Origin of the sequence: Lentibacillus salinarum (assembly GCF_042679865.1) — a bacterium.
GTDB classification, from domain to species: domain Bacteria; phylum Bacillota; class Bacilli; order Bacillales; family Amphibacillaceae; genus Lentibacillus; species Lentibacillus salinarum.
On the sequence record NZ_JBHTNH010000009.1, the window covers coordinates 1 to 13,206 of the forward strand.

Sequence of the window (13,206 nt, forward strand, 5' to 3'; positions counted from 1 at the left end):
ACTATAATCACAAGTTCAGCATGCGCTGTCACCGAGGGTTTGGAAAAGCAAAACCAGAGTTGGTACGCATGTTTGAAGAACTAGAAGGTCAGGCTCAAACATAACCCGCCATCCTTGACCTTGTTTGTGGTCGTGGTGGTGTTATCTTGGCGGATGGGAAAAATAAAGCCCTAAAGGGACACCATCCGCACACCTAGCGTACCACGACCGATCTCTTCTACGTTCCCGCTGGCCGGGTCCCTGAACCCAACACAGCGGATCACGAAGAAGAGGCACAAGGTCAAGGACAAGCAGCTGGCGCTGTGGCTCAGAGCAATCTCTTAATGATGACGCTTTACCNCAGGGTCATTTACACAAGATTATTGACACACCCAGCGCTCCCCCCAAACTTAAATATGATATGTTGTAAAAGTATCAATAAAACGATTATCCAAAGTAAAATACCGATAAATATAACAACGTGGATGATTGACAATGGGATTCCTGCTGCAGAGCTTGTTAATGAAACTACGCTTGGAAATAGATTAATCTCGCTTATTAATAATAATCCAGTGTATATCAAGGTGATAAATTTCCCAATAAACGTTACGATTTTCTTGGCATTTGGTAACATAGCGTATATAATATCTACTTTAATTTGACCATCCGTTTTTTCTACTAGACATGCCCCTAAAAAAACCATCGAAATCATTAATAATTGGCTGATTTCTTCGGGCCATATTAAAGCTGAATTAAAAATATTTCTAGCGACAATTTGGGAGACTATACTAGCGACAATGCCACACATCATCGTTATCCCAACAAAATTAATAACTTTTTCTGACCATATAAATAGTTTCTCCATTGTAGCCTCCTTTTGGTCCGGGGAAAGAAAACACTCTCCCCAGATCTATTCAATAGGATCACTTATCTAGACAAATGACAAGGAATGGTAGTTAATCACCCATTTCTATTATTTGGTTGTATAACTCCCCCCAAGAATCTTTATACTGTTCATTTACCTCATCACCTTTTTCTTTGAATTCTTCAAGCTGAAGCCCATTGTCTTCCCCAATTATATTCACACCTGCTTCTTCTGCTTCATTTCTCCATTGGTTTTCCTGTTCCTTTATATCATTTGCTAGTTGATTCGTTCCTTCTGTAGCAGCATCTAAGAGTGCATCTTGGTCTTCAGATGAAAGTTGTTCATATTTTTCGTTATTCATAAAAATACCAGCAAGCGACATTAGATGTTCGGTTTCAATTATATAATCTTGCATTTCATGTATTCCGTTAGGGACAACCGCTGATAAGGGGTTTTCCTGTCCATCGATAACACCTGTGGTTAATGATGTAGCTACCTCTGAAAAAGGCATCGGTGTCGGTGCAGCACCAAACGCAGATATCGTATCTTGATATATTTCTGACGGAACGACGCGTATTTTTAAACCATTAAGATCATCAACAGATTTGATTTCTTTGTTTGAAGTAATGTGTCTAAAACCCATGGGATAAGCAGTTATAAACCTTAATCCCTCATCTTCAATTTCTTTATTAACCTCTTCCACGATTGGAGACCGAGGATCAACTGCCTTTAAGGCGTGTTCAAGATCATTATAAATATAGGGTGCATCAAATAATGAAAGTTTTGGCGACAAATCAGCAGCATTACTTGGAATTATTTGATTAAAATCTACCGTCCCAGTAAGAACCGGTTGAATTCCATATTCTGCAATAGCATCACCAAAATATGTCTCAACCTCAATTCTCCCTTCTGTTTTTTCTTCAATTAAACTTGCAAACAGCTCTCCAAAATCCCGATGAGGTTGTGATGTACTAGTATTATTAAATTTCAACACAACCGGTTCTTCCGAATTTGTATCTTGATTTTCATTCGCGTTAGATTCATTTGTAGTTGATTCATTCGAACAACCTACAAATACTATACAAAATATTAAGATAATTGATGGTACTTTAAAACCTAGCCTCATTATAAAACCCCCTCGTATTGTAAAATTAGACGCCTTATTTTGGCATTGGCTTGCCAATTTCATTCCAAAATTCCTCCCTAAGGATGTTCTCCTCCTCTTCTTTTTGTAACATCTCAGGAAGAATTTCTTTAGCTTTTTCCGGGTATAAGAAAGCGATTCCATTATCATCAGCTATAACTAAATCCCCAGGATTCACATCTACTCCCCCTATTTTGACGGGAACCCTCACTGCACCTTGATTGCCTTCCGGTTTACCAACTAATGCATTAATATATTTTGCAAAGCAAGAAAACCCCATGTCCTCCATCTCCAAACAATCTGTAACTGCTCCGTCAACGACAAGCCCATTAATGCCTAGTCTAATAGACTTAAAGGTGCTTACTTCACCAGCACATGCATAAGTTGATCCATCTGCATCACTCACAACTAAAACATCGCCTTCTTGGACTAATTCGTATGCCTTTTTTATAGCTCCAATATCCTCCCCCATCATTTGAACTGTAAATGCGGTCCCTACACATTTTGCATTTCGAAATACCGGTTTAATTCCTGGGTCACAAAACCCTGTTCTTAAATAATGCCCAACTGTTGCAGGTGTAGTTTTTTTAAATCCCTCGATTAGCGCGTTATCAACTCGAGGAAAATCTGATCCAATTTTAATCATTTATTTTAAACCTCCATATATTTATAATAGAATCTCAAGATTGTCTCTTACTATTTATTTAAGACATGTATTTACTGTTTCTCTGCCTCATTAATAATTGAACTTAAACCGATTAAATCTGCAATATGTGCGCCATTTTTAACTTTTTCGGCAATAGCGGCTTCCTTTTTTTCAATGGCCACTGCTTTATCCAATATTTCCTCAATTTGTCCTTTTGGAACTACAGCAACCCCATTATCATCCCCAACAATGAGATCACCTTGATTTACAGTAACCCCTCCACAAACAATCGGGGAACCTGTCGTTCCCAATGTTTTATTACTTCCTACCCTTGGTGAAATATATCGTGAAAAGGTCGGAAAACCTAGCTCACGGATATCAGCAACATCTCTAACCGCACCATCGACCACTATGCCCTTCACTCCTCTCTGCATGGCCTCCATACTAGTTAGTTCACCCCAGAGAGCTTCGTTGCAGTTACCATTACCTTCTACCACCAGAACATACCCACTTGGTACTTCAGCTAAAGCTTTATGACATGTGATAATGCCACCTGGATAACATTTCACCGTATAGGCGGGGCCCATTAAATTTACATTAGAAGCAATTGCTTTTATCTCTACATCCATAGTGTTCATTTTGTTCATTGCATCACTTATCCCTGTAGTAGGATAAAACTCTGTCATAATATACCTCCCTCGTAAGATCGAACGATTAATCAAGCACAAAGCAATTAAACTAATCCCCCTTTTCACCATTTTCACTCATTATACACAACAAAATGTTGTTTGTAAACAATTTTTACAATAATTTATTGTATTAAGAAGGTTTGTCCAATTTCTAATTGTATAATTCTGGTGAGATGCTTTAGAAGGGGACTGCGTATGCACAAATTTAGCGAACGTTTAAAAGATCTTCGTATAGATAACGGTTATCGGCAGGATGAAATCGCAAAACAGCTTAACGTAACCACTAGCGGTTATGGTTACTACGAGCAAGGTCGAAATGAACCTTCGTTAGAAACCGTTAAAAATATAGCTAATACATTTAAAGTATCTACTGATTATTTACTTGGCTTAATAGACACACCTAATCCGCCTATCTACTATTCGATTACAGAAGATCTATCGTTAAATGAATCAGAAATATTAACACTGAAGAAAATGAAAAAGTTAAACCTTCTCAGTGAAATCAGCCAGCAGCCAAATGAAAATGCAGAACGGCTGTATCGATACTGGAAATTTATCAAATCCGAACATAATGATAATTAATTGCAAAAGTCCCTTGAATGTCTATACACGCAAGGGACTTTTTATCGGATATCATTTTTAATGCCATAGATAGGCTTTTTTCTATCGACTATAAATTCCAGCAGTCTTCAAAGATTCCATTAAATACTATTCCCCCACACGCTCCGTAAAAAAAGGATAAAACTTCAATATTCTCCCATAAGTCCCGGAATCCTTAATTGGGAAGCAAGTCTCTCTGTTAACACAACGCGAATGCGTAATTGTATTCATAATATCCAAGACGACGAGATCTTTGTTGCGAAAATAGGATTGGCATCTTGGGCATCTAATTAAATTCATGGATGGTAGTCAGTCCCCTCATAACAGTTTAATCGTTGCCCTTCACAGTATCCTCCGAAACACCCTCCCTGCTCAACAATCTCCTGAACAGACATGTCCTCGTTAATGAAATAGTCACCACTTCCTCCTCCAATCACTATTATACATCCCCATATCTTCAGCAACTTGTGCCATGCCATGACGATTAATCGTGCTGCCGCTTCGATAATAATTCCCATCTTCCGGCTCCAGCCGTTGTTGCTGCCAAACAATCGCCTGCTTCTTCTTGTCGCTCGTCTCTTTGTGAATCAAGTCAATTATACGGTTGCGGATCATATAGTTGAAGTAGGTTGCCATTGGTCCTTTATCCGGCTTACATTTCCGGTCGGAGTTCCATATCGGTCCCAAACCGTCCTGGTAAAGATCTTGATGTCGTTCTTCTACCCGTAATCGGTGGCGTTGATAACGAAACCTCCGCTCATTCTGCTTGAAAAAATCTTCAAACGTTACGTTATTCTTCTCATTTTCCCCCATTTGTAAGCTCCCCCTCCATCTAATAAACTGCACGCTTCAGACCATCACTTTTCATTACTACGGATCGTGTGTGTGTATGGTGGCATGAAAGGGCAAATGCCTGTAATCATTTTCATGCAGCTTTCTTGGAGGTCGATCAACAATAGTAATTACTTGTATAATAGAACAAATGTTCGTTAATGTAAAGTGTTGTTTGAGTAAATTTAGTGCTGTTTTCGCACATTTGAATGAAAAAGAAGCTGAAAAATAACTGGCAAACCGGCGACAGTAGACAGTTTTCTTCTCTATGCTTCAATGGCGTGTCTATCAAATCAAAGGATAAGTGCAGAGGACCGGTACTTTGTTCCAATGATAAATCCCCCTTCCGGAACTCGTGTTCGATTACCTACCGAGGCTACTGGCATTTTTGACGAGTGGGTAAGCCATCCCCTTCTTCCGATAACAATTGCCATCATCAATATGAATGCAATATTTCATTGCGTAACGGGCCGTTTTTTGTCTCCTGATTTTCCTCCTGACGCGGGTCTTGAATGTGGTAATAAATCCACCCGCTCGTTCTGTTTGAAAATCCCCTCGAATGTGAGTTTGTTATTTGCCATCCTTCTCCCCACATAATGTCAGCATCAACGCTTAGTCGACTCCTCTTCATAACTATAATCGAGACATTTAAGAAGTTGGGGGCATGCGATTTTTTATTTTATCGGATGGAAGACGCCACTTTTCTCAAGTCCGTTTCGATTATAGGGGTGAACGAGACAGTTTATAACCAAGTTTAGGTGGTACTATAAAAAACCTGGGAAATACCGGTTTAACTGAAAGGTTCAATTTTTGCGTTAGTGAAACAAAACCACAGATCAAAAAGCCACCAGTTTTAATACACCCTGGGGTTCATATACAATACTCTCCAAAATGGTGTGTGTTAGAAAATCTGTTAACTCCGTTAGCCATGTTCTAATCGACTGAATCATGAATATAATATTTATAAACACGTAAATAATTTTCAACATTATAATAACTTTTGGTGGACTCGCCTTGAGATAAATATTCTATTTAAAAGGGTGTGTTAGTTCATTAAAGATAAGGCCACTTTAAAAGGGCTTACATTTTAAGAAGGGGGAAGTAAAGTGACTGACAACAACAATAATAAAACAGATAATACAACAACAAATAGCACGTCCCAAAACGATACAAATCAGGACCATGATCCAAGCCGACGTAGATTTGTCAAAAACACGGGTATGGTAGTTGGTGGGTTGGCAGGTGGTTCGCTGCTGGGTGGGCTGTTGACTAATCAGTTCCAATCCGAAACGGCAACTGCTCCAGGAGAGGAAAAAGAAGTAGTGGATTATAGTGAAACACGTATGTTTTTCAAACGAAAAAAAGACTTTGATATTCTCAGTATTGCAACAGAGCGTATATTTCCAGAAGATAAAAATGGTCCTGGTGCGATCAAGTTAGGTGTTCCTTATTACATTGACAAACAATTGGCGGGGGACTGGGGTAAAAACACGGAGATGTACATGAAAACTCCATTCCAAGATAATGAAATACCTTTGAAAAGGGAACAGGTGTTTTTGAAAGGTGTACGTAAAATGAATGCAGAAAGTCAAAAACAATTTGATGATGACTTTGATGAGCTGGAAAAAGACAAACAAATTGAAGTCATGCAGTTATTTGAAGACGATAAGGTAGAGATGGAATTAATCAGTTCAGCTGATTTTTTTGAAATGCTTAAAACCGCTGTAATGGAAGGATGTTATTCCGATCCCATCTATGGCGGAAATAAAAATATGGAAGGTTGGAAAATGAAGGAATATCCAGGTGTTCAAATGTCTCATCGGGATATTTTGGAAGAGGAAGAATTTGTAGTAATTGAGCCCAAAAGTCTAAAAGATCACGAATCAGTATAAAGTTATTAAGATTATAAGTTCATTTCATTTATATGAATTTGTGTAGAGTTAAGACCAATTTAACCGCTAGAATGACCAGAAGTAAATCGGAAATTCCGAAACCTACTCTGACCCTGGCTCTCAAAAATTGGATAACTGGATGTTTACCTCTAAGAAAAAGAGAGCACTTTGGAGATAATTAAGTATATTGTGGGAGGGCTAAAATGGTAAAAAAAATGGATAAAGTGGATGTTGTGACTGTAGGTGTGGGTTGGACGGGAGGAATCATTGCTGCTGAACTTACGAAAGCTGGTTATAAAGTCGTGGGACTTGAAAAAGGGCATGACAGAACAATAAATGATTACTTGTATGATAGAAATGAACTAAAGTATTCCTCCAGAGGCGAAATGATGCAAGATTTAAATAATAATACAATTACTTATCGAAATAATTTAGACCAGAAAGCTAAACCGGTCAGAAATAAGGACTCTTTAGTATTAGGAACAAGTGTCGGTGGTGGAGGCAGTCATTGGGCTGCCCAGACACATCGCTATTTCGGATATGACTTTGAAATCCGGAATAAAATGATTGAAAAATACGGAGAAGATAAAATACCAAAAGGGATGATACTGAAAGACTGGGGCATTACCTACGATGAATTGGAGCCTTACTATGATCGCATGGAAAAGACGATGGGTGTTTCAGGTGAGGAAGATCCCTTGGCAGAGGAACGGTCTGACTCTTATCCGACATCACCAAATAAACTACCACCATCTATGAAGCTATTTCGTGAATCTGCTGAAAATCTTGGTTATCATCCTTTCGTCAGACCTACCGGGATTGCATCTGAACAATATGAAAATCCGGACGGCCAGACGATTGAAGCCTGTCAATATTGCGCCTTTTGCTCGAACTTTGGTTGTGATTGGGGGGCCAAAGCAGATCCGATCATCACAGTAATTCCAACAGCTCAAGAAACTGGAAACTTTGAACTTCGCACTCATTCTGAGGTGAAACGTGTCTTATATGAAGGCGACAAGGCGACTGGTGTTTTATATGCAGATACTAGAACCGGCCAGGAATATGAACAGCCAGCAGATGTAGTAGTGTTGACTAGCTTTGTGTTCAATAATGTTCGCTTATTACTTCTATCAGAAATCGGGGAGCCTTACAATCCGAAAAACGGAAAGGGAATTATTGGTAAACATTTTACAGATCACCATTTTGAACCGATTACTAGAGGATTTTTCGATGACAAAAAATTTAATAATTATATTGGGTCCGGGGGACTTGGTGTCTGCTTTACGGATTATGGCGCAGATCATTTTGATCATTCAGATGTTAATTTTCTTCATGGAGGCCAAATTGAAATACAAATCGGCGGGAATGGTCCGATAAGTAACAATCCTGTTCCCGAGGGAACACCTACTTGGGGAGAAGAATTCAAAAAACAATCTTTAAAATACTATAATAGATATCTTGATGTAAGCTTTAAGATGGCAACACTACCTTATGAAGACCATTATATGGATTTAGATCCGACATATAAAGATGATGCAGGTGATCCGTTGATTCGCTGCACGTATGATTTCACAGATGATTACCATGCACGAAGTGAATTTTTGCAAAATAAATGTTATGAAGTTTTAGAAGAAATGGGAGCAGATATTATTGAAAAACATAAATTGCCAGACCACTTTGATGGTAGCTTTCTCTTCCAGCATAACGGCGGTGGTGCGGTCATGGGAGACAGCCCAGAAAACTCTGCTGTAAACAATTACTCACAAATGTGGGAAATGGATAATCTGTTTGTCTGTGGTGCTTCAGCTTTTCCGCACTTTGGCATCACGAATCCGACACTAACCGTAGGAGCTTTAACCTACCGAGCATCTGAAGGGATTATTGATTATCTAGATAATGAAGGCGGTCTTCTTGTTAGTAGTAACAAAGAAAAACAAACGAATGAAGTTTAATGTTTGATTGAAGTTTTAAAAACATCAATGAGTAAAAAAGATGGAGGATTATTAGTTTGGGAGAAGTGTTTAGTAAGTAATATATGTTCGAAAGCTAAACAAAAATAATCGGAAGTACAGAAGTCCAGAATCGGGGATGAGGAGGTGATTTCATTGGGAATAGCCCAAATCGGTTTTCCTGGCTTAATTCTTATCATTATTGTAGCACTAATCATTTTTGGCCCCAAAAAGCTGCCCGAAATCGGCAAGGCTGCTGGACAGACCTTGCACGAATTTAAAAATTCAACGAGTGAATTGCTGAGTGATGATGATAAAACTGATAAAACAAGCGGCGGTAACTCCGAGGATTCGCACAAGTAGGCATAAGCCGCTCCCTTCTTAAAAGAGCGGCTCCTTAAACCTGCAATAGTGGAATTGCGACCTTTGTCAATCTGGCCCTGTACACCTTTTCGCAGTCTTCCACCGAATAAATGACTCGAGATGGCTCTTATCTTTGCGGACGTTTAAATGGATGAAGCCCTTCTGTTCTAGGATGATATCTTCCACACGTATCGATCCTTTGGGGGCGTCATATTATGCCGCCGCCTTTAGTTCATGTTGCATCAGATATCCGCCAAATGTCCAATTAATGGATGAGCTTCTTCCTGATTCCATTACCCAGTGAAAACCACGACAGCTTCTTTTAATTCCCCCACGGAACGAAAACTGTTCCATTTCAGACAGCGTTTGTGCAGAATGGAGAAAAAATGTCTCCACCTGGTTGACCCAGGAAGCATGAATGGGCGTATAGTGGAAGGAAAATCGGTTATTGTGCTTTTTGTTAAACGTGCTCCACCTGCGGTATGGGACATCTTTGTGCCTCAATCGGATAATCTTTTTCTCTTCTAATTCGATCAATGCTACTACTTCCAGCAAGGGGAATGACAGCATTATTCCTGGTGTACATTCGGTCATCAATTAAGTAACAAATCGTTTGAACGGTCCGGCTTTTCATGTCGGTTAAAATAAGCTTTCCTGTAATACATTCAAAAAGTTCTGCCTTATCGATTCCACTTTCTCCACAAAACCACTCCCTTTAAGTACAGTTTTACAGTTAGACAAGCTTTTTCACGGTTGCATATGTGTATATTCAATTAAGTTCTGTTTCTGTGAAAGTAATATCTGTGTCACATCTAATAACCTCGACAAAATTAGATTTTAATCTCTCTTGACGAAATTTCAAAATAGATTAATATGAAAATATAGAATATTGTTTCAATTAATGGTTGGATTACTATCAAATGTTTGTAAAGGGGAGGTGGTTATTGAGGATCAAGGAAAAATTACATTTGAAAGTGTATACAAGAGATTTAAATGCATGATAAAAACTAATTTAGGAAGGGGATTATAATGGCTAACGTAGACTTAGCTTATATGTCTGTTGCTGATTTATCGTTAAAAATAAGACGCCGGGAGATTTCACCTGTCGAGATTATAGAGTCTACTATTGAACAAATAGAAAAAAGAAATGATCGTTTGAATGCTTTTGTGTATTTAGGTTTTGATGAAGCAAGACAGAAAGCAAAGAATGCTGAAAAGGCTTTAATGTCAGGCGAGGCCATTGGACCTCTGCACGGCATCCCTACTGCTATGAAAGACTTATTTGATTTTTACCCGGGATGGCCCTCAACATTAGGCGGGATTCGTGCCCTGAAAGATAATATAGCAGATAATCATTGTGTATATGCTGAGCGAATTGAACAGTCGGGTGCCATTCTTATGGGGAAAACTAACAGTCCTGTAATGGGATTGCGTGGAGTTACCGACAACTATTTATTCGGACCAACACGTAATCCGTTTGATCTTACAAAAAATAGTGGTGGATCATCCGGTGGAGGTGCGGCAGCTGTGGCTGATGGACTGGTTCCGATAGCAGAAGGAACAGATGGGGGCGGTTCAATCCGAATCCCTGCGTCATGGTGTGGATTATATGGCTATAAGGCTTCTTTTGGCAGAGTTCCTTTCGTATCTCGCCCTAATGCATTCGGTGCTGGCAATATTTTTCTATTTGAAGGAACATTAACAAGAAATGTGGAGGATGCGGCTATTGGATTAAATGCATTAAGTGGTTATCATCCGAGAGATCCTTTTAGTCTTGATATGGATGATGATTTTAGCAAGACATTGGGGCGCTCAATAAAAGGGTGGAAAATTGCTTATAGTCCAGACTTTGATGTCTTTCCTGTAGATCAAGAAGTTGAGAACGTTGTAACAAATTCTGTAAAAGCTTTTGAAGATATGGGTGCTCACGTTGAGAAGGTTAATTTAGGGATTAAACGCTCACAACAGGAATTGAGTGATCTTTGGTGTAGATTGATGATTATTTCGAATATAGAAGCGTTGGAAGAATTTAAAAAAGGCGGTCTTGACATTGTAAACGATTATCGTAATGATCTCCCTCCGGAATATGTCAGTTGGCTGGAAAAGGGATACAACATGGATATACATGACATTATCAGGGACCAACAAATAAGAACAGAGATATATGATGCGATTCAAGATATATTTGAGGATTATGATTTATTAATTACTCCGACTTTGGCATCCCTACCTGTAGAGAACGCCGATAATGGTAACACTAAAGGACCTACACAAATCAATGGTGAAGCGGTAGATCCTTTAATTGGATGGTGTCTCACATATTTTACAAATTTTACAGGACATCCTTCAGCGTCCATCCCTGCAGGACTTTCAAACAGTAATATGCCAGTTGGAATGCAAATTATCGGTAAGAGATACGCTGATGAAGATGTACTTGCAGCAAGTGCCGCATTCGAGAGAATAAAACCTTGGCATGACATATACAATCTAATACAAAAAGAAACGGTATAGGAATTGAGTAGGGAGAGGTTGACTAAACTCTCCCTATCCCCCTCCACCAGGTTATGTAGGATTCCGAATACGATGGTTCCATTTAGTCAAATGAATCATTGTTATACTAACCAAATAACCCTATACCATTGTTTACACCAATATTATACTCGAGGGGCATTATGTACAGGATAAGCCTATTTGGCTATTCGTCAATGCGAAAGTCGAGTAGAAAACAGGCGCGCGCATTCAATAGAATCACGTTTCCTGTAGCCCCTGCAATCCCGGACGGTCGGATTTTCCGGTTCGGTTTTGACATTGGGTCTTTTATAGATTCTGTATCATGTTATCTGTATCCTTTGTTATGTTTTTTGTTTGTGTTGTTACTAACAATTAAAACATAGTTAAGGGATATTTTTGTATATTTTTACAAAAGTTGACTAATTACTTTTTGGACGTGCCTTATATACCCTTTTCACATTCAACATTTATCAACTCCAACAATTGGTGAAGAATCTAGTACCAAATAAGAATGTAATTTCTTGAACCACGATTGTTTCAAGTTCTTTCCCAAAGTACTCTTGCTGTCTATGAAATGATTTTGCGAAAACATCGGGGTTTTTTATTAAGTTCTCTTTATCAAATATAAACAAGAATAGGTGATCAGCTTTGTAATGAAAAGAATCCGCACCTAATTCCTCTGTAAGCTTACGTTTGTCTTCGTGGCATAATCATGATAAAAACGACAGAATTGACGATAGCTATAAGGAATCTCCTGATTCACCCTGCAACTTAAACAATACTCATTCCATAAAAGAGACAGAGGCACGCCACTCTTCGCCAACTCTTTATGAATGTGTTCGCAGTCTGGCATTCTTCTAAAATCAGATGAAGCATTCCTTTCTGGAAATAAAAGGTCTTGGAGTTCTGGATCCGACATGTCTTTCTCAAAGGGCCATGAAATACCATGAGTCTTCACTCTTTTCAGTACGTCACTTATGGTGTTCCTTGAATTGGAACAACTCGAAGCGATCCCCCTTTAACTCACTCCTTGGGCATGCATTCTAAGGATTTCACGATATTTAATCACAAAAAAACCTCCTATATAATGAATTTGCACATGATTGTGCAAATTCATTATATAGGAGATGGTTCAGTTTATGGCAGGCCTGCCTCAAAATTATGTCATAAGTGGCTCAAAAACATGGCAAGGGTGGTTCTATCTCATGTCTTTATTCACCATAAGACCACCATCGCTCACAAGTGCATACGTATAGTGATCTACGACGGAAAGATCGTCTTTATTATTAGGTTGCCGCAAGATGAGCTAGCGGTCCCCATTGTCAAGAAAATTAGTGTCTTGACAATGGGGTCCACCATAAAATGTTATCTTAAGGAACCAAAACAGTTCGCCCATTCACTCTTCCTTCATCTAACATTTTCAACACATCATTTGCCTGATCCAGCGGATAATGTGTGGAATGCAATCCCACCTTTCCTTTTGCGTAAAGTTGCATCAATTCATATAACTCGGTGTAGTTACCTACTAGATTTCCAATAATATTAAACTCGTTGTTAATTACGTCCAAAGACGGAACATGTAAGGCACCACCATAACCGATTACAAAATAGGGCTCTCCGCTATTTAATATGGAAAAAACAGTATAATAGAGCTACATCCAATCTATTATTTACCGGTTAAAACCAAAAACCGGACAAGGGAATGGATTCGATTGCTTCGCTCTGCATTCACCACCT

The 13,206-nt window shown here is 38.9% G+C and carries 11 protein-coding genes and 1 pseudogene; 5 read left to right on the forward strand and 7 right to left on the reverse strand.

What is annotated here, in order from left to right; all coding sequences use genetic code 11:
* Window positions 1-349 precede the first annotated feature (349 nt).
* The 4 genes from ACFQ4A_RS06450 to ACFQ4A_RS06465 all read right to left on the reverse strand — a co-directional run bounded on the left by ACFQ4A_RS06450 (window position 350) and on the right by ACFQ4A_RS06465 (window position 3,320).
* Entirely contained in the window at window positions 350-844 is a 495-nt protein-coding gene (locus tag ACFQ4A_RS06450) for a TRAP transporter small permease (protein ID WP_382398777.1), read from the reverse strand.
* A 91-nt stretch (window positions 845-935) separates the two neighbouring features.
* Entirely contained in the window at window positions 936-1,970 is a 1,035-nt protein-coding gene (locus tag ACFQ4A_RS06455) for a TRAP transporter substrate-binding protein (protein WP_382398779.1), read from the reverse strand.
* A 34-nt stretch (window positions 1,971-2,004) separates the two neighbouring features.
* Window positions 2,005-2,634, reverse strand: a complete 630-nt coding sequence (locus tag ACFQ4A_RS06460) for an RraA family protein (RefSeq protein WP_382398781.1) — start codon at window positions 2,632-2,634, stop codon at window positions 2,005-2,007.
* A 71-nt stretch (window positions 2,635-2,705) separates the two neighbouring features.
* Window positions 2,706-3,320, reverse strand: a complete 615-nt coding sequence (locus tag ACFQ4A_RS06465; RefSeq protein WP_382398783.1) for an RraA family protein — start codon at window positions 3,318-3,320, stop codon at window positions 2,706-2,708.
* Window positions 3,321-3,518: 198 nt separating this feature from the next.
* On the opposite strand from ACFQ4A_RS06465, the gene ACFQ4A_RS06470 reads away from it, so the two are divergent.
* Window positions 3,519-3,905, forward strand: coding sequence for a helix-turn-helix domain-containing protein (locus tag ACFQ4A_RS06470; RefSeq protein WP_382398785.1), 387 nt, complete (start codon window positions 3,519-3,521; stop codon window positions 3,903-3,905).
* A 432-nt stretch (window positions 3,906-4,337) separates the two neighbouring features.
* On the opposite strand, the gene ACFQ4A_RS06475 is transcribed toward ACFQ4A_RS06470, so the two are convergent.
* On the reverse strand, window positions 4,338-4,736 hold the full coding sequence (locus ACFQ4A_RS06475; protein ID WP_382398787.1) for a sigma factor: 399 nt from the start codon (window positions 4,734-4,736) through the stop codon (window positions 4,338-4,340).
* A 1,124-nt stretch (window positions 4,737-5,860) separates the two neighbouring features.
* Here ACFQ4A_RS06475 and ACFQ4A_RS06480 point away from each other — a divergent pair.
* From ACFQ4A_RS06480 to tatA, 3 genes are all read left to right on the forward strand, one after another.
* Window positions 5,861-6,646: a gluconate 2-dehydrogenase subunit 3 family protein gene (locus tag ACFQ4A_RS06480; protein WP_382398789.1), complete on the forward strand. Its 786-nt coding sequence runs from the start codon at window positions 5,861-5,863 to the stop codon at window positions 6,644-6,646.
* A gap of 203 nt (window positions 6,647-6,849) precedes the next feature.
* On the forward strand, window positions 6,850-8,598 hold the full coding sequence (locus ACFQ4A_RS06485; RefSeq protein WP_382398791.1) for a GMC family oxidoreductase: 1,749 nt from the start codon (window positions 6,850-6,852) through the stop codon (window positions 8,596-8,598).
* Between the two features lie 153 nt (window positions 8,599-8,751).
* Window positions 8,752-8,958: a twin-arginine translocase TatA/TatE family subunit gene (gene tatA / locus ACFQ4A_RS06490; RefSeq protein ID WP_382398793.1), complete on the forward strand. Its 207-nt coding sequence runs from the start codon at window positions 8,752-8,754 to the stop codon at window positions 8,956-8,958.
* A gap of 213 nt (window positions 8,959-9,171) precedes the next feature.
* Here tatA and ACFQ4A_RS06495 read toward each other — a convergent pair whose 3' ends face one another.
* Window positions 9,172-9,495: a hypothetical protein gene (locus ACFQ4A_RS06495; RefSeq protein WP_382398795.1), complete on the reverse strand. Its 324-nt coding sequence runs from the start codon at window positions 9,493-9,495 to the stop codon at window positions 9,172-9,174.
* Between the two features lie 492 nt (window positions 9,496-9,987).
* On the opposite strand from ACFQ4A_RS06495, the gene ACFQ4A_RS06500 reads away from it, so the two are divergent.
* Complete coding sequence (locus ACFQ4A_RS06500) at window positions 9,988-11,469, forward strand: amidase (protein WP_382398797.1); 1,482 nt, start codon at window positions 9,988-9,990, stop codon at window positions 11,467-11,469.
* Window positions 11,470-11,939: 470 nt separating this feature from the next.
* Here ACFQ4A_RS06500 and ACFQ4A_RS06505 read toward each other — a convergent pair.
* A pseudogene (locus tag ACFQ4A_RS06505) lies at window positions 11,940-12,107 on the reverse strand (hypothetical protein); the annotation flags it as partial.
* Window positions 12,108-13,206: the final 1,099 nt, after the last annotated feature.